This window comes from Pseudomonas helvetica (assembly GCF_039908645.1).
GTDB lineage: Bacteria > Pseudomonadota > Gammaproteobacteria > Pseudomonadales > Pseudomonadaceae > Aquipseudomonas > Aquipseudomonas helvetica.
Window position 1 is genome coordinate 3,658,439 of record NZ_CP150917.1, and the last position, 16,764, is coordinate 3,675,202.

The following is a 16,764-nucleotide window of genomic DNA, read 5'->3' on the forward strand; positions in this document are numbered from 1 at the left end:
CCTCAGATCACCTATTGCTATGTTCCGGGCTGCAAACTGACGTTATCTGGTAAAACCGTTTCGAAAAAACGTATCGTCCGCCCTCACACCTTGCGTGACTAAATGGGCGACCACGTATGCGGCAGCAACTCGGTAATCTTACTCGCACGCTGCGTCGGCAGGCGAGTAAGAACATCCTTCAAGTAAGCATACGGATCATGCCCATTGAGCCGTGCCGACTGGATCAAACTCATGATCGTCGCCGCACGTTTACCGCTGCGTAACGAACCCGCGAACAGCCAGTTCGAACGCCCAAGAGCCCACGGCCGGATTTGATTCTCGCACCAGTTATTATCGATGGGCACAGCACCGTCAGCGCTATCCAGCGTTTGAGGCTGTAATCCAACGCCTTGGCGATGGCCGATCCCTCAGGCACAAGCTGCCTTTGGGCGATCATCCAGATATGAAGTGCGTCGATGATCGGCGCTGCTTTTTCCTGCCGTATTCGCTGCCGGACACCCGGTTCCAGCTCGCGAGCCTCTCGTTCAACTTCGTACAAGGCCGCGATGTAGTGCAGCGCTTTTTCGGCGATCTGGCTCTTGTTGGTCGCGTGCAAGTCGAAGAACTTTCGGTGTGCATGGGCCATGCAGCCGATCTCCGTGACGCCCAGTTCAAAGCCTGCCTTGTAGCCAGCGAAGTCGTCGCAGACCAGCTTGCCGTTCCAGTTGCCAAGGAAGTTTCGGGCATGTTCGCCGGCACGGCTCGGACTGAAGTCATAAACGACCGCAGCAAGTTTAGAGAACTGGCTGGTGGCATAGGCCCAGACGTAAGCACGATGAGTCTTCTTCGCGCCAGGCGTCAGCATTTGTACCGGGGTTTCGTCGGCGTGGACGACGCCGTGCGTCAGCACGACTTCGCGCAAAGCGTCGATTAGCGGTTGGAGTTGTACGCCGCAGTTGCCCACCCACTGCGCCAAGGTCGAACGAGCGATGGGCAGTCCGGCTCGGCCGAAGATTTTCTCTTGGCGATACAGCGGTAGATGGTCGGCGAACTTGGCCACCATGACGTGGGCCAGCAGGCCCGCTGTCGGGATGCCCTTGTCGATGACGTGCGCCGGTACCGGCGCCTGGATCAGCGTTTCGCATTGTTCACAGACCCATTTCCCACGGATGTGGCGCTCGACCGTGAATACGCCGGGCGTGTAGTCGAGCTTTTCGCTGGCATCTTCGCCGATGCGTTTTAAGGCGCAGCCGCAATGGCAGTGGCTATTGTCCGGTTCGTGATGGATCAACGTGCGAGGGAACTGCGATGGCAGCGGTGCTCGCTTGGGTTGCTGGCGCACTTTGACTTCGACAGGTGCCGGTTGCGGCGCCTCAAGCTCCGCTTCGATAGCGGCGATATCGGTGTCGATCAAATCGTCGAGCAAGCTGGCCTGATCCGGACTTAGCTGCTCACTGCGCTTGGCAAATTTGAAGCGCTTGAGCTGTGCGATCTCGTGGGCCAGCTTCTCGTTAACCGATTTCTGATGGGTAATTTGCTTGTCCATTGTCTCGACGCGCTGGATCAACTGCGCCGCCAGGGCACGCAGTTCTTCAGGGTTTAATTGGTCGAGATTTGGATGCGAAGTCATGCCGCCAATTTTGCCAGAGAGGGCTGGTGGCGACGATAGACTGATGGGCCAATTGCGCTGGCAAGCGGGCCATGGCAGGCGAGTTAGAGCACCGTGATGACTCCTCCAGAACCGACGCGTTGCCAAGGTAACCCGAGTACCAGGGCTCGAAGTTGCTCGACGTCCAACTCGACTTCAGAGCCGTGCCGCCCCCCTGGCCAAAAGAAGCGCCCTTGATTCTAGCGCCGAGCTGCAAGCCAAATCCCCACCCCGTCATGCACCAACACTTTCATACGATTGGCGCGGCGGTTGGCGAACAGATATGCACAGTGCGGCTTCGCCGCACCGAACACCGCCACGACCCGCGCCAGCGCGGTTTCTGTGCCGGCTCGCAGTCCATGGGCTCAGTGGCGAGCCAGATGGAGTCGATGCGGATCATTGAGTTAGTCCGCGAAGGAATCGGGTACAGCCATCAGGATCGGAAGCCGGCCATTTCACGGTCATCGTTCCTTGCCCGCATGGCAACTCGATGCTGATGGACTTCTCGTTCGGAATGTTTGGTTCCAACTTCACCGGCAAGAAAGCGGGCAAGTCAGTGAACTGATGATCGCGGTAAAGCGGCAACCATTTGCGCACGACGTTGGCGTTGATGCCGTGACTCATCGCGACACTGGCAACAGAGGCGCCCGGTTGCAGGCATTCCTGGACGACTTGGGTTTTGAAGGGCTTTGGATAAGAGGTTCGTTGGCGCATGGCGATCCGTTAATGGGTGGGCACCATCGCCCTAAGCGATGGCGTCAGGAAGGCGTGTTTGCCGGACGCTTACGGATGTCGGGGAGGGCATATTGATCAGGCATGAGGTCGATTCCATTCGGGGAATCGAAAGCCTAGCAGTTAGAGGGGAGCGAGCAACAAAAAGCCCGCAGGTGGCGGGCTCTCTTTAGATGGAGCCAAATCCCTTTGGCTGAACGCATTGTGCTTGGTGGATGTGACGAAGGCGTGACGGGGGGCAGCAACAAAAAACGGCGTAGGCCGAAGCTTTCTACAGTTCTGGCTATCAAATATCAACGATGGATGAACTGCTGCTGCATGAAGTCGTTATCTTCTTCCACTGGCCGGGGGTACCTGCTTTGATCAAGCATCTCGTGAAGTCGCCTTGAGTGGCTGGCCTGGTCAAACGCCACCTGGCATTCCGTCTTGTCGAAGAACGATCTGAGGTGTGAGAGGGCGAGCTCAAAATTAGGGCTCTCCACGCGTAAACAGATAAGCGTGAGATCGAGCTGATCGGTGAGGTCTCTGTACATATTGACGGCGAGTATGCTGCCACCATTATTTTCGGCATGGTAAACATGGACGTCGCCGGTACCGTTGTACGAATGGGCAAAGTACAGCTTATGCAGGTCGAGAATGCTGGCTGGGATGCCAAGGATATTGAATACCGCCTGCAGATCGACGTTAGGGATTTTTTCGCCGTCTTGCCACGTAACAACGTCAGACATTGATACACAGATGTCGAATTCTTTGGCGCAGATAATTTTGGTCACTGGAGACTCTTCCGCTGAGCGCTTGGGTTGCCGATCCTATCATCACATTGAGCCTTTTTCTCAGCGCGGCTGAATTTGGCGGGGTCGACGAAGAGCTAGGTAAGGACGGGCGGAATGAAAAAGCCCGGCGCCAGGCCGGGCTACTAGGCGAGCGGACAACCCCATGCACAAAGCTTGGCGCGTGGTGCTGTGATGGGAGCGGGCTGCTCGATCTTTATAGATGTCGTTCTAGGCGGATTTTAGTAAGGCTGAACACTGGGCGTCATGCCGTGCTCTGAACGGTGCAATATTCTTCGGAGTCATTTTTCCCGGGATTTCCTTGGCCAGCTCTACCATTTTTTGCGCGACGTCATCCTGCGCCACTGGAGTGTCTCCAGCGCGTTTCAAAAATACGTAAAAGGCTTTCGAGGACTGTTTTCGGCTCATATCTGGCTGGTCGCCTGCCACTGACAGTATTTCGTAGTAAGCCGCGCAGCGGATATTTTCATCATTTTCACTGCTGGCTTGGGTAGTAAAGGGGGTGGCGCAGAGTAGGGTTAGGAGCAGAGGAGACAAGCGCATGCGAGTGAGTCCATTCATCAAGGGGGAAGCATTTTATCAGCTCGAGGGGCTGATGCAAAAAGCCCCGGCGCTTGGCGTAATGCTGTTCACTTAATTACCCCGCACAATACATCCTGCCTTCACCTCATCCGCATGAACCACTAGCAGATCTTCCCGATCAGCGCGGGCGAGGCGACACTGGCGGGCTTGACCAGCGCCCCATATCCGGCGCGTCCATCTCTGCCTGAGTGCAGCCCAAGTGCTTGGCCCTTTCTAGGGTCGACCAGATTTCGCCGCCCGAATCTACTGGTCTGCCCTGCAATTTGAGAACGAACTTTTGGCCTTCGATTACGTTGCTCGTTCCCGCGCACTCCCAAACGCGCTGCTTTTCAGATGTGGGCATGGGCGCATCTAGTCGCGCCTGAGCACCCTCGGAAAGCTGGGGAGGCTTGCCGGCGCAACCTGCAAGGGCAAGCGCTAGTAGTACTTGGGTGAATCGCATGTAAATTCCTTTTAATTTGTTTGTATGCTTTCGAAGCCGTACAACCTCGGTGTTCGGTAACTCGTTGCTCTGCCTCAGCGCTTTCAATGGCATCCGGTGATCGACGGGCAGCTGATCATTTGGCGGGTTGAGATCTGAGCTGCTTCATCGACCATTGCACCACATCCCTGCCAGCATCGTTACCAGAGGCCCAAACCGAGGCGGTAATGAACTCCATTACCAGCTCGTCGCCGTTAAAGCGCCCGTTAAAGGTCTGAGTGGTGGTGGCTTGAAGAATGCCTTCACTGCTTCTATTGACAGTGCGCCGCTCGCCCTTTAATTGGTCCCTCTGGCGCGTGTAAATGGTCGGATTATCCACCCCAGGATGATCGTGGGTGTAGTACGCCCATCGCTTCATGACAACGTCCTGAGTTTCCTTGGTCCGCCACCAGATGAAGTGACTATCATCCTTAAAGTAAACATAAACGTGATATCGATAGTGATCAGGATCTTCTTTTTCAGCGTACCAAAGCCTATCGGGTACCTGGTAGCTTGGGGCTGTAGCGCAACCTGAAAGAAGCAAGCCCATAACGAGCGAGAAAAGCAGCTTTTTCATAAATTCCATTTCAATTTATAAATCGACGATCAGGTAACTAGAATTCAGCCGCGCGCGCCATAGAACTGGTTCAGCGCTATCAGCTCAAAAATAGCCACCAGCACGCAGAATGCAACAAAACCGCGCGTGAAGGCCCTGCGAGGCTTTTCGTAAGGCTGGAGATTAGCGAGACCACCGAGAAGGTCGGATAAAAATTCGAGTAACCCCATCAGCAATCTGCCTCGCTGTTAATACATCCAGCCTTCAGCTGGGACGTTTACGTTTCAATGAAGAACCCTATCAGTCGCTGCTTTGCTTTCCGCTTGCTTCTTCAGCATTGAGTAACCCTTCTGCAGGGCAATACTTGCTCTGTCTTTCAATTGTTAACGCGAATACATCGCCACTTCCGGTCGGTCCCGTGCTAGAGGCAGGGGTTGAAGAATTCAAGAATGGGTGTTCTGGAGATGATGGGGATGGTAGTGCCAGGAACCGTCCCAGCACCGTAAGCCACACGGTCTGTACCCTTGATGAACCCCCCCTCAATGCCGGTGAATGATTTCCGATCGGACGCTACCATCCGATCCAGGATCAGTTTCTTTTTCGCGAAATCGGTTTTTACGTCGGGCCATTGGAGCCAGAATTCGTACGCCTTCTCTCGGGTGAACAGAAGGAAATTCGGCGCTTTTTCTATGCCTTCACTTAAGTGAGCGCACATTACTTCCGTCGGTTTGATACGCATGAGGGGGCGATATTTTTTCCCTGCGTACTCGGTAACCAAGAGGTCAGTTTGTGTTAGCACCACCAAAGCATCCGAGCGGCGGCAAGGCACAGAATCTCCGTAGAGGTGCTCGCACCATGCCATTTCAACGATCGTAATGATATCGCTTGGATTGAGACGAAGGTCGCGCTCAAGGTTGGCTCGGTCTGCTGGTTGTTCGTAAGGGATATGGCCGCAGCCAGTGAGAGCCAAGCAGATCATGGCGATTGTTATTGCGAACCGCATCTGTGCGTCCTTGCCTTAAGAAAAAATTGGTTTCGCGCCCGATCAGCGCGAATACATCACCCGCCAGAACAAGTGCTGGTCTGAGGTTCGGTGAAGTTGTTGCTGCCGTCCGAGCCCAGGACTAGGCACGCCCTGATCGCCCGTACAGCTTGCTAACGGCGCGAAATTTATCACTATTAAATCGCCACTACGAGCAGGAATAAGTGCTACTCGGCGTCCTCACTAGAAATTAGCAAACGATATTTTAGCAATTTGAACTGACTGAATATTTAGCTTTTGATAATTTTGCACCACTTCTCCTTTACCTCATGGCAAACCCAGAGCCTTCACCATTTTTGCGAAAGCCGACAACGCGGTGGGCCTTTGTTCGCCCTGGAGAAACCACTTTGTTGGCAGCCCTTAGCCGCAGCATCGTGTCGATGATGCAGGAAGACGGCGAGCAAATCGGGCGATTCAAGGTGCGTTGCCTGATGCGGGAACTGGCGTTAGTCAGCAAACAACCGGGATCGCATGCCTACAAACGAGCGACAGTCGAGCGACCTGATATTCCGAACATCTTGAATCGAGAGTTTGAAGTGCCGGCACCCAATCAGGTCTGGTGTGGCGATATCACCTACATCTGGGCTCAAGGGAAATGGCATTACCTGGCGGTCGTCCTGGATCTCTACGCGCGCCGAATTGTAGGTTGGGCGCTGTCGAACAAACCGGATACGGATCTGGTGATCAAGGCGCTGGATATGGCTTGCCTCAAGGGTTGCTGTTTCACTCGGATCAGGGTTCCCAATATGGCAGCCGTCAGTTTCGCCAACGGCTCTGGCGTTACCGCATACGCCAGAGCATAAGCCGTCGTGAAAACTGCTGGGACAATGTCCCGATGGAGCGCGTGTTTCGCAGCTTGAAAACTGAATGGATACCGACCGCGGGCTACATGACGGCTCAAGAAGCGTACCGAGACATCAGCCATTACCTGATGCATCGGTACAACTGGATTCGGCCCCATCAATTCAACGGTGGGCTGGCGCCAGCTCAGGTCGAGAAAAAACTTAACGTCGTGTCCGGGATTAGTTGACCACTACACGTGCTCCGCAACCATCCGCCCCCCCATCCTCCAACCAGCCACCTGCGCCAGCCCACGGTCAGCGTAAGTCTGGTCAGCGGCCACAACCGGAATCACCACCTCATCAACGCGCTTCACCTCAACGTTGATCCGCCAGACCTCCTGGCCGCTCTCCAGTGTTTCGCACTCCATGTAGTTCCAGAGCCGAAATCCTTCGTGCTCGTCGTAAATATCGTGCTTGGTCATGTGGTGATCTCTTTGGGGTGACCGCATCGTAGCACCTCAAAAGGATTGGGCGGGTCATCGTCCAAGCAGCCTAGTAGCAAGATCAATACCGCACTTTCGTGCGTCGTCAAATGTAATCCAGGCGCCAAGCTCTTCGCCAATCCTCGTGTAGCGTCCACATTCATTGAGCCAGACGATAATGACTCGTTGCGTCGAACTACCCGGCTCGCCCCAAATGAAGTCGATCGTTGCTTTCCTACCATTCGGATGAACGTAGTCCACGGGATGCGGCCTTTCATTGACTAAGTCCATGTTGGTCTCCGGCCTAGTGCAGATCATCGATTAATAGCCCACTTCCAACCATCACGCTACATCAGTGAGGAATCCCCATGCCCACAGAAAACAACCCGGCCGAGCCATTGCCGAGCTTGGCGACCGGCACCGCCCTCAATTCAGCGACTTGGACTGACTTCGTCGAACGCCTTCGCTATGACTGCAACGGCGCCGGCGTTAAATGGCACCACACAGCGGCCGCGCTTTTCACCGTACAGACCAAGCGTATCGATTATGGCTATGAGATTGATTACGCCGAGGGCAGGGTCGTGACTCTGGAGGATCGGTCGTGGTTCAGCCCCAAAGAATACTGGAACGACCTGGACGACGAAGAGCGCGCCGAAGCCGGTTGTGAATACCCATGATCGGGTATCGATGGAGATTGCAGGATGAGCGAAGTAATGCGTTATGACCTTGATGCGGGCGATGATGAAAGCCGGGCCTGCATGATGCCAATAGATGGCGGTGATTATGTGGAGGCGATCGACTTCGACCGGGTGAGCGCCGAGCGTGAGGCCCTGCAACAGCGCCTGAACGCAGCGGATCGATGAGTTGACCGCCCAGCACCAAGGCGAGCCCTAGTCCGTACTGATCTCAATGTCTTCTGGGAATACGAGCTTTCCATACCAACCGTGCCCGGCCGTAAGAGCAGATATCGGAGCAAGCAACAGCGCCGCCAATAACAAGGCCCTTTTCAATCCGCCGACGTTGCTGACCATTACCCTGCAGATAAGCCACAGATGAAGAAGGCTTGCAGCACTCGCAAGGAAGATAAACCCGAAGGCCTGAAACGAGCTGACATCCATGTTTCCCATATTCCTAAAAGCCGCAGCATAGCGCTTTCAAAGCACTGCCGGCCAATAACTCCCTCCCCTTCAAAGTCAGCCGCTATAGCGGCAAAGCTCTGTCGCCCGGTCATGGGCACGGTAAAAAATCCCCCAAGCGTGCACGGGCAATTGGGATGGCATACTCAAGCAGTTCAAGAGGAACATTCTGCTCAAACAGAGTCACTTCATAGCGCAGCGTTTCGTCGTTGCGAAAGATCTCGAACACCACGCCTTTGTTACCTCTCCAGCACTCAAGTGCGAGGCCATCGTGGCCTTGAATCACGCTTGAGGCGCAGCAGAACAAATATTCAACTCCATTCACTACCACGTTGCACCTCCAATTTTTCAGGGGGCGACGATACATCTCTCTCCCAACCATTGAATAGCCGCTATAGCGGCAAAGGAACAGTCATGCCTGAAGAAAATGTTTTGATCCAGCCGCTGCCTGTCAAGCGCGACGTTGATGGCTGGTGGTCCCATCCCGACTACCTGTCGGAGTTCGACGATGAAATCACTGAAGCGCAGTTCCATGAATGGTGCCTGCGCCACCAGATGGAAACGAAGATCACTTACATGGAAAGCGATGTCGACGCCGATGGCCGAGGTGTACAAGCACGCCGATCAGCCGCTCAAAGATGCCCTGGACCTATTTTATCTGACAGGGCAACGAATCGCCGATACGTTGAAAATGGACGAACGAGATATCCGCGACGATAGACTGGCGGTGCAGCAAGGGAAAACCCGAGCAAAAAGGCGGATTGAGATTGTTGGAGAGTTGAAGGTTGTGATTGACCGAATCCTTGCCAGAAAGGCCGGTCATAAGATCCGCACCAGCAAACTAATTGTTATGGATAACGGCCAACCTATGACCACCAGCATGTTGCGAGGGAGGTTTGATGCGGCGCGAGAAGCGGCGGGAGTTGAAAAGGCTGACTTCCAGATGCGTGACTTGCGAGCAAAAGCCGGCACTGATAAGGCAGAGTCGAGCGGAGATATCCTGCAAGCACGGGATCAGCTTGGTCATACGACTGTTGTTATGACTGAAAACTACATCCGTAAACGCATAGGCAAAAAGGTCACGCCAACCAAGTGAATTGCGGAGCGGGTTATTATTTTGCGGAGTGAAATTGATAAGGGCCTGCATGAGGTATCTCATGCAAGCCCTTGATATTCATGGTGCCCGAAGCCGGAATCGAACCGGCACGCCCTTACGAGCGGGGGATTTTAAGTCCCATGCGTCTACCAGTTTCGCCATTCGGGCGGTAGCGCGGTGAAGCCTTCAAGAACAATCGAATGAACGATCACTCTTTTGGTGCGGTGCAGCAGGGGAAGAAATATATACACCCCTTCCCCTCTAAGCAAGTTCGCTGACGTCAAATTCAAGACAAAATCTTGCCGTCTACTGCAAATAAAAAAGCTCCGTAAATCAGTGATCTACGGAGCTATTTATAGTGGAGGCCGAGGTCGGAATCGAACCGGCGTAGGCGGATTTGCAATCCGCTGCATAACCATTTTGCTACTCGGCCCCAAACGTCCGATGCCTTAAAAACAACATCAAACGCATACAAACTGAAGAGGGAAACTGGATTGTTATCTGTTTCCAACCCTTTGATATCTAAAGGGTTTTTCTCGTTCCTGAATCAGGAATGGACGCAATTCTGGACGTGTTCGCCGGGCATGTCAAGGACAGGAAGAAAAAAATTCTATAGCTCCCTACCGGATACACTCCACAGCCGGGCAGACGATATCACGGGGCAATGCGCCCACGAGCATCACCACTGGATATTTCGCCATTCGTACCTACGCTGATTCGCGAGGGATCCAGGTTTCTGGCGGGCTGTGGCTGAGTGAGGTACGACATCGACACGGATAATGCCGGCCTTACCACTAAGGCGACCTGAATAAAACGTTTCAACCCATGGAGTAAAAATATGGACCTATCCAGAAACTTGCTTATCGGCGTTGCCTTGACCGGCCTGCTGCTTGGCGGTTGCACCTCAAAAGTGACACAGAAGGAACAATACTCGGGGTTTCTTCCCAACTACAGCAACCTGCAAGAAGTCACCACCCCCAGCGGCGAGAAAGCCATGCGTTGGGTGACGCCTTCCTGGAACCCGAACGCTTACAACACGGTGGCCTTCAAACAACTGGAACTGTACCCGGCCCCCAAGCCCAATGAGCGAGTCAACCGCCAGACGCTGGATCAGCTGCAAACCTACATGACGGACAGTGCCAAGAGCACACTGAGCCAGAAGTACCGTGTGGTGCCAAACGTTCAGTCGGCCCCTGCCGGTTCGCGAGTCCTGATCGTACGCGCCGCGATTACCGGGGTCACAGCCTCTAACGAAGGCATGAAATGGTATGAAGTGGTTCCGGTCGCAGCTGCGATAGGTGCGACTCAGGCGGCCACCGGTCACCGCGACCAAGACACCGAGTTGTACATCGAAGCTGAGATGGTTGACGCGAGCAACGGCCAAACCGTGGCTAAAGTCGCTCGCAAGGTCTTCGGTGAACAGTTGGAGAATACAAGCCAGCAGGTGACAGCCAACGACTTCAAGGCAGCACTGAAGAAGCTGACCAGCGACATGCAGGCATTCCTTCGCTAACAACAGGGTAAAACGCCGACTCAGTTCACGGGGCTGAGTCGGCGGTTGTTACAGATACCAGCGATACTCGCGCGCACTGATCTCCTGCATGAAGGCCAGGTGGTCCTGGCGCTTGTTCTCGCAGTACACATCAACAAACTCCGCCCCCAAACCCTCACGCAGTTGTGGCTGATGCTGCATGGCGCGCACGGCTTCGAGCATTTCCAGCGGAAAATCGATCCCGCTGTTGCGGTCTTCATTGAGCGCTGCGATCGGCTCGCGACCGGCTTCCAGCCCCTGCTCCAGTCCCACCAGAATCGCTGCCAGCACGAGATAAGGGTTGGCGTCCGCGCCCGCCAGGCGATGCTCGATACGCAAATTTTTCGAATCCGAATCGGGAATCCGCACACACGCATCGCGATCCTCGAAACCCCAGCTGGCAAGTGTCGCCGCGTTCACCGTACCGCCCAAACGCCGGAAGGCGTTCTGGTTCGGCGCGAAGATCGGCATGCAATGCGGCAACAGTTCCAGGCAGCCGGCCACCGCATGCCGCAGTGCTTGCTGCTGGTTGGCGGCCAGCAGGTTTTTACCCTCGGCATCATAGAGGCTGACATGCACATGCATGCCGCTGCCCGGATGCTGCAAGTAAGGCTTGGCCATGAAGCTGGCGCGGTAACCGTGTTTGAGCGCGACGCCACGGGTGCTACGGCAAAACAGCGCCGCCCAGTCGGCAGCACGCAGGCCGTCATCAAGATGACCGAAGTTGATCTCGAACTGGCCCGGCCCAAGTTCGGCAGTGATCACCGTGGTATCGATGCCTTGCGCCCTCGCCGCTTCGACCATTTCATCGAGCACTGGCGAAAAGCGCGACAGCCGCTCGATGTGCATGTTCGGTTGATCATCGGCATCGTCCGACAGCTGATCGCGGGGGAACTGCGGCTGCCCGTCGCGCAGCTGTTTATCGAACAGATAGAACTCCAGCTCGAACGCCACCACCGGATGAATACCTTTGCCACGCAACCGCTCCAACACCTGCGCGAGGACCTCGCGGGGCTCGAAGACGATTGGCTTCTCGGTGCCGTCCGAGGTGATCAGCATCTGACCCAGTGGCTTGGATTCCCAGCTCACCGGCTTGAGCGTGCCGGGCACCAGGCGCCGCAGAGCATCCGGGTCGCCGTCGTTAAAACAGTAGTCGCCGATTTTGAACAGCCCACCCTGCACGCCCAGTAACACGCAGTTCTGCGGCAGCTTGAGGGCGCTGCCGGCAGCCACCTTTTCGAGCATCTCTATCGGATAGCGCTTGCCGTAGAAATGCCCGGGAATGTCCAGGGAGATCAGGTCGACATAGCGCACCTCGGGGTAGCGTTGGCGAAAAGCACGAACCTCAGCCAGCAGATCAGAGCAGGCAGCATCCATCGTTGTTGTTCCTTTTATTGTTATCAGGTGTAAACCCAAAGCACTCGCGTGAGCTGGTCGGTGAGGTTGCCGTAGCGACAGCGTGTGTGACTGTCGAGCTGAAAACTATCACCGGCCTGCAAGGTGACCGGCTCGTCGTCATCGCCCAACCACAGCGTCAATGCGCCTTCCAGCACATAGCCGCCCTGCTCGGAGCTGTCGCTCAAGTGCCGCTCGCCACTGCTGGCGCCGGCCTCCAGTTGGCTTTCGAGCATCGAGAACGAGGCCCTGATCTTCGGCGAGACCAGAATGTCGGTAATCCCGTTGGCGTAGTACAACGTGCGGCGCTCATCCGGCCGGGTCACCCAAGGCAACACCTTGGGTTTCGGCAAGCTGTAAAAGTAGGTGGTTGGCACGCCGAGGGTTTCGCTGATCGCGGTCAGGTCTGCCACGGTCGGCCGTGACAAGCCACGTTCGACTTGCGAAAGAAAGCCCACGGAACGGTCGATTTTGTCGGCCAATTCCTTGAGGGTGTATTTCTTGTGCTTGCGCAGATCGTGGATCAGGATCGCCAGCGCGGCGATTTCTTCTTGCTTGTTCATGCCAGTAATTCCGGAAGATGACTCATCAAATGCTGTCGCGCAGTCGGTACCAGGCCTTGCCGATGGCTTCCAATGGCGCTGCCAGGTATTTACCGCCGGGAAAGCTGTCATTACGCAAACACTGGTACAAGGCCAACTCGTCCGGCTGACCGAGAATCGCATCGGACACGGCGCGAGCCCCCGCCAATGTAGGAAGCACTCCATGCCCGGAATAACCCTGTAGCCAGTAGAGGTCGCCGCGCCGGCCAATGTCGGGGGTGCGCTTGAGGGTCAGGTCGATATGCCCGCCCCAGGCAAACTCCAGCTCGACACCCTTGAGCTGCGGGAAGACCCGTTCCAGGTAGGGTCGTGTCGCGGCGGCGATGTCTTTGGGCATCCCGCCCAGATAGGTGCAGCCGCCACCGAACAGCAGGCGGTTATCCGGTGTGCGACGGAAATAATCGAGGACAAACTGGTTGTCGGTGACGCAGACATTACTCGGCAACAGCGCGCTGGCTTGCTCGGCGGTCAGCGGCGCGGTGGCCACCTGATAAGTGCCCACCGGCAGCACGCAACTGGCCAATTCAGGGTCGAGTTGATCGAGATAGGCGTTGCACGCCAGCACCAGGACATTTGCCCGAATGCTCCCGCGCTCGGTAGTCACCCGGTACTGATCGCCTTCTTCGCGATAGCTCAGCGCTTTGCTCTGCTCAAAGATGCAGCCGCCAGCACGCTCAATGGCTGCGGCCAGGCCAAGCGCTAGCTTCAATGGATTCAGATGGCCGCCTTCGGGGTCATAGAGCCCCGCCTGATAACGCTCGCTGGCGACCCACTGCGGTAACTGCTCACGCGTTATGAATTGCAGGCCATCGTGGCCCCACTTGTGGCTGGCCTCGTGTTGCCACTCGGTCAGGAGACTGACCCGACGCGGCATGACCGACGTCCACAAGTGGCCGGGTCGATAATCGCAGTCGAAACCATGGCGCGCAGGCAACTCGCGCAGCTCCTGCGCCGCCCAGCGCATGCCGTCCCACAAGCGCCGCGCGCGTTCATGACCCAGCGCAGCCTCCAGAGGCGGCATGTCACACGACCAGCCGAGAATCGCCTGCCCACCATTACGCCCCGAGGCCGCCCAGGCAACACGACTGGCTTCCAGCAACGTCACGCGCTTGCCCGCCAAGGCCAGGCGCAATGCGGTATGCAGACCGCTGAAACCGGCACCAATGATCAGCACCTCGGCAGTGTGTTCACCTTCCAATGCGGCTCGGTTCAACAGGCGATCTGCGCAACTGTGGGCGTAATAGCTGGCGACATGCTGCGAGGACTGCTGAAACATTCGGGCACCCATGAAATTATGTTTTTATAATTTCATGAAAAACTACAGAATAAATTTCATGAGCGCAACATCCTGCTCATCCCTCGCAGACCGGATGACCGGTAGCAGCTGTCGAGCCCGCGAGGCTGCGTTCGAGTGCGCAGCACTCGTAAAATCATGCAACGCGGTCTACCAGATCGACCACGGAGGCAGGGTTTACGACTGCTACGCAGCCGAACGCAGCCTCGCAGGCTCGACAGCTGCTACGGAGTGCGTGCTGGTCTTACTGTTTTATTCTCGCGCCAGCCGCTCAAACAGCGCCGAATGCTCTGGAAACAGCTCGCTGAGCCCGTGCCGACAGCCCAATTGCATATCCGCAAAATCAAACCCTGGCGAAACGGCTTCACTGATAAGGCCGTAAGCGGCCGGTCCAGCCATGAGCTGCGAAGCCTTCCAGACACCGCCCGGCACATGCAGTTGCAGGCACTGCCCGGCAGTGACGTCATTGCCCATCTCCACGGTTTTCAATGTGCCGTCCGGGTAAATGAGGAAGTATCGAATCGCATCGCCCAGATGGTAGTAGTGAACGATGTCGGATCGGTTCAAATGAAAGTGGCCGACGGGAGACGCAGCCGTCAGCAGGTAATAGATCGAGGTCATCGCATAACGCCGACCACCTGCAGTCTCGACCATGAGCTGCTGATCCGACTGAAAGGTCCGGCGGTAATAACCGCCTTCCACATGGGGTTCCAGGTCGAGTGCAGCGACGATTTCCTGGGCGCTGGGAGTGTGTCTGTCGGGTTTGCTATCCGTCATGTTAAAGGCCATCAGTCAGGTGGAGTCGCGACAGTTTGCATAGCGTGTAACGCAGCGCAAGCGTTCCTTGGAGCGTCGATGGAGGTGCCGATGGGCAATCGATTTCACTGCTTTACTGTAAGGGTCGAGCCTGCCAGACGGGGCCGCAGTTTCACTGACACTCCCCCGCCACTGCCGGCGCCAACGGAAAATCCCGCCCCGGAGAGTGGTCATGTCCCTGCACAACGTCGCCCGTTTTACCGACCTTCGTGAAGACCGCGGTACTCGCGTTGAAATCGGCTCACTGAAGATCGTGCTGTTGCGGGCCGGCGAACGGGTCTACGCCTATCAGGGCGAATGTCCGCACGCACAGGCTCCGTTGGACGAAGGCATTGTCTGCAATGGTCGGCTGATTTGCCCATGGCACAAGGCGATGTTCACGGTCGAGGACGGTCAAGTGTGCGAACCGCCAGCCTTGAATGGACTGACCCGTTATCCGGTCAAGATCGTCGATGGCGATGTACACGTGGACGACCAACCCCTCGCCTCCATCGAAGTGAATCGTGCCCCTGATTCACGCTGCTTCGTGATCGTCGGTGCAGGCGCTGCGGGCACAGCGGCAACAGTCGCCCTGCGTGAACACGGCTTTGCCGGTCGCCTGGTGTTGATCGATCGCGAAACGGACCCCGGCTATGACCGCACGGTGCTGAGCAAATATGTCCTTGCCGGGGAAATGTCCGTCGAAGAAACGCCACCGCTGCTTGATGAACGCTTTTACAACGAACAGCACATCGAGCGGGTTCAAGGTGAGGTCATCCGTCTCGATGTGGCCGCCAAAAGGGTTTCCCTGGGTGACGGGCGCACCTTCGACTACGACGCCGCGCTCCTGGCCAGTGGCGGCGAACCCAGGCCGCTGTCGGTAGACGGTGCGCATCTGCACAACATCCTGGCGCTGCGTTCACGAACGGATGCCGAGCGCATTCTGCACATCGCAAAACCCGGTGCCCGTGTGGTCATCATCGGTGCCAGCTTCATCGGCCTGGAGTCGGCATCGGCCTTGCGCCGCCATGGCCTGGAAGTCAGCGTCGTCGCGCACCATGAAACACCGTTCAGCACGCTGTTCGGTGAGCGCATCGGCCTGGCGATTTTGTCCCTGCACGAAGATAACGGCGTGGTCTTTCATGCCAATACCCAGCCGAAGGCGTTCGAGGGCCAGGACAACGTCGAGGCCGTTCTGCTCGAGAATGGTCAACGACTTCCCGCCGACCTGGTGCTGATCGGCATCGGCGTCAACCCGGTCACCGACCTGCTCGAAGGTGTTGAGCTGGACGATGACGGCGGGCTACCGGTAGACGAAGGCATGCGCGCTGCGCCTGGATTGTGGGCTGCCGGCGACATCGCCTCCTTTGCATTGCAAGGCGTCCCCACACGTATCGAGCACTGGCGCCTGGCGCAGCAGCAGGCGCAGATCGCCGCGCAAAACATGCTAGGCGCTGATACACACTATGTGGATGTACCGTTTTTCTGGACCTATCACTTCGACAAGACCTTCGAGATGCTCGGTCACGCCGACCAATGGGACCGGATCGTCTTCGAAGGTAACCCCGAGCAATACGCCTTCATCGCCCTGCTGTGCAAGGGTGAACAGGTCGAGGCGGTGGTCGCCTGCGAGTACTCGCGGCAAATGGCGTTGTTGGCCGAGCGGATGAAACAGCCGTTGCTGCGCGAAGAAGCCTTGCAGATCATTCGGCGAATCGCCGTGTAAGAAGGCTGAGCAGTCACAATAAAACAATGCACTTATTGGAACTATCGTACTTAGCCGCCAACAAAATAAACAACTGCGCACATTCATTATTAATAGCGATAAGAACTCGCTCTGCTTATGACGAAAGAACCCGGC

General features: G+C 56.3%; 19 protein-coding genes, 2 tRNA genes and 3 pseudogenes. 6 read left to right on the forward strand and 18 right to left on the reverse strand.

Annotation, left to right across the window (positions count from 1 at the left end; translation table 11 throughout):
* Positions 1-98: 98 nt before the first annotated feature.
* The 8 genes and pseudogenes from AABM55_RS16795 to AABM55_RS16830 all read right to left on the reverse strand — a co-directional run bounded on the left by AABM55_RS16795 (position 99) and on the right by AABM55_RS16830 (position 5,751).
* A pseudogene (locus AABM55_RS16795) lies at positions 99-1,609 on the reverse strand (IS66 family transposase).
* Positions 1,610-1,827: 218 nt separating this feature from the next.
* Positions 1,828-1,983, reverse strand: a complete 156-nt coding sequence (tnpB, locus tag AABM55_RS16800; RefSeq protein ID WP_347930047.1) for an IS66 family insertion sequence element accessory protein TnpB — start codon at positions 1,981-1,983, stop codon at positions 1,828-1,830.
* Between the two features lie 40 nt (positions 1,984-2,023).
* On the reverse strand, positions 2,024-2,341 hold the full coding sequence (locus tag AABM55_RS16805) for a transposase (protein ID WP_347927049.1): 318 nt from the start codon (positions 2,339-2,341) through the stop codon (positions 2,024-2,026).
* A 311-nt stretch (positions 2,342-2,652) separates the two neighbouring features.
* On the reverse strand, positions 2,653-3,132 hold the full coding sequence (locus tag AABM55_RS16810) for a hypothetical protein (protein ID WP_347927050.1): 480 nt from the start codon (positions 3,130-3,132) through the stop codon (positions 2,653-2,655).
* A gap of 228 nt (positions 3,133-3,360) precedes the next feature.
* Entirely contained in the window at positions 3,361-3,693 is a 333-nt protein-coding gene (locus tag AABM55_RS16815) for a hypothetical protein (protein ID WP_103316415.1), read from the reverse strand.
* Between the two features lie 596 nt (positions 3,694-4,289).
* Positions 4,290-4,769: a hypothetical protein gene (locus tag AABM55_RS16820; RefSeq protein WP_347927051.1), complete on the reverse strand. Its 480-nt coding sequence runs from the start codon at positions 4,767-4,769 to the stop codon at positions 4,290-4,292.
* 44 nt (positions 4,770-4,813) lie between these two features.
* A complete protein-coding gene (locus tag AABM55_RS16825) occupies positions 4,814-4,978 on the reverse strand; it encodes a hypothetical protein (protein WP_177474819.1) in 165 nt (54 codons plus the stop codon).
* A gap of 191 nt (positions 4,979-5,169) precedes the next feature.
* Positions 5,170-5,751, reverse strand: coding sequence for a hypothetical protein (locus tag AABM55_RS16830; protein ID WP_347927052.1), 582 nt, complete (start codon positions 5,749-5,751; stop codon positions 5,170-5,172).
* A 392-nt stretch (positions 5,752-6,143) separates the two neighbouring features.
* Between AABM55_RS16830 and AABM55_RS16835 the strand changes: the two are divergent.
* Positions 6,144-6,820 (forward strand): annotated as a pseudogene (locus tag AABM55_RS16835) (IS3 family transposase); the annotation flags it as partial.
* A 3-nt stretch (positions 6,821-6,823) separates the two neighbouring features.
* Here the strand turns inward: AABM55_RS16835 and AABM55_RS16840 are convergent.
* Entirely contained in the window at positions 6,824-7,054 is a 231-nt protein-coding gene (locus AABM55_RS16840; RefSeq protein ID WP_347927053.1) for a hypothetical protein, read from the reverse strand.
* 54 nt (positions 7,055-7,108) lie between these two features.
* The gene (locus tag AABM55_RS16845; protein WP_054597635.1) at positions 7,109-7,345 is read right to left on the reverse strand and encodes a hypothetical protein; all 237 of its coding nucleotides are present in this window, start codon (positions 7,343-7,345) and stop codon (positions 7,109-7,111) included.
* Positions 7,346-7,422: 77 nt separating this feature from the next.
* On the opposite strand from AABM55_RS16845, the gene AABM55_RS16850 reads away from it, so the two are divergent.
* Together AABM55_RS16850 and AABM55_RS16855 are read left to right on the forward strand one after the other, a co-directional pair.
* Positions 7,423-7,731 carry a hypothetical protein gene (locus AABM55_RS16850; RefSeq protein WP_347927054.1) on the forward strand — a complete coding sequence of 103 codons (309 nt, stop codon included), beginning with the start codon at positions 7,423-7,425 and terminating at the stop codon, positions 7,729-7,731.
* Between the two features lie 24 nt (positions 7,732-7,755).
* Positions 7,756-7,917, forward strand: coding sequence for a hypothetical protein (locus AABM55_RS16855; protein WP_347927055.1), 162 nt, complete (start codon positions 7,756-7,758; stop codon positions 7,915-7,917).
* Positions 7,918-7,944: 27 nt separating this feature from the next.
* On the opposite strand, the gene AABM55_RS16860 is transcribed toward AABM55_RS16855, so the two are convergent.
* A complete protein-coding gene (locus AABM55_RS16860) occupies positions 7,945-8,172 on the reverse strand; it encodes a hypothetical protein (RefSeq protein WP_347927056.1) in 228 nt (75 codons plus the stop codon).
* 109 nt (positions 8,173-8,281) lie between these two features.
* Positions 8,282-8,521 (reverse strand): hypothetical protein, encoded by a 240-nt coding sequence (locus AABM55_RS16865; protein WP_347930048.1) that lies wholly within the window; start codon positions 8,519-8,521, stop codon positions 8,282-8,284.
* A gap of 276 nt (positions 8,522-8,797) precedes the next feature.
* Here AABM55_RS16865 and AABM55_RS16870 point away from each other — a divergent pair.
* Positions 8,798-9,286: pseudogene (locus AABM55_RS16870) on the forward strand (tyrosine-type recombinase/integrase); the annotation flags it as partial.
* An 81-nt stretch (positions 9,287-9,367) separates the two neighbouring features.
* On the opposite strand, the gene AABM55_RS16875 reads toward AABM55_RS16870, so the two are convergent.
* Both AABM55_RS16875 and AABM55_RS16880 read right to left on the reverse strand, forming a co-directional pair.
* Positions 9,368-9,454: transfer RNA gene (locus AABM55_RS16875), tRNA-Leu, on the reverse strand.
* A 191-nt stretch (positions 9,455-9,645) separates the two neighbouring features.
* A tRNA-Cys gene (locus AABM55_RS16880) sits at positions 9,646-9,719 on the reverse strand.
* Between the two features lie 405 nt (positions 9,720-10,124).
* Between AABM55_RS16880 and AABM55_RS16885 the strand changes: the two genes are divergently transcribed.
* The gene (locus AABM55_RS16885) at positions 10,125-10,799 is read left to right on the forward strand and encodes a DUF3313 domain-containing protein (protein WP_347927057.1); all 675 of its coding nucleotides are present in this window, start codon (positions 10,125-10,127) and stop codon (positions 10,797-10,799) included.
* Between the two features lie 48 nt (positions 10,800-10,847).
* Here AABM55_RS16885 and AABM55_RS16890 read toward each other — a convergent pair whose 3' ends face one another.
* The 4 genes from AABM55_RS16890 to AABM55_RS16905 all read right to left on the reverse strand — a co-directional run bounded on the left by AABM55_RS16890 (position 10,848) and on the right by AABM55_RS16905 (position 14,885).
* Positions 10,848-12,194 carry a glutamine synthetase family protein gene (locus AABM55_RS16890; RefSeq protein WP_347927058.1) on the reverse strand — a complete coding sequence of 449 codons (1,347 nt, stop codon included), beginning with the start codon at positions 12,192-12,194 and terminating at the stop codon, positions 10,848-10,850.
* A 23-nt stretch (positions 12,195-12,217) separates the two neighbouring features.
* On the reverse strand, positions 12,218-12,775 hold the full coding sequence (locus AABM55_RS16895; protein WP_019689871.1) for a helix-turn-helix domain-containing protein: 558 nt from the start codon (positions 12,773-12,775) through the stop codon (positions 12,218-12,220).
* A gap of 25 nt (positions 12,776-12,800) precedes the next feature.
* Entirely contained in the window at positions 12,801-14,090 is a 1,290-nt protein-coding gene (locus tag AABM55_RS16900) for an FAD-binding oxidoreductase (protein WP_347927059.1), read from the reverse strand.
* 270 nt (positions 14,091-14,360) lie between these two features.
* Positions 14,361-14,885, reverse strand: a complete 525-nt coding sequence (locus AABM55_RS16905; RefSeq protein WP_347927060.1) for a cupin domain-containing protein — start codon at positions 14,883-14,885, stop codon at positions 14,361-14,363.
* 211 nt (positions 14,886-15,096) lie between these two features.
* On the opposite strand from AABM55_RS16905, the gene AABM55_RS16910 reads away from it, so the two are divergent.
* On the forward strand, positions 15,097-16,629 hold the full coding sequence (locus AABM55_RS16910; RefSeq protein ID WP_347927061.1) for an FAD-dependent oxidoreductase: 1,533 nt from the start codon (positions 15,097-15,099) through the stop codon (positions 16,627-16,629).
* Positions 16,630-16,764: the final 135 nt, after the last annotated feature.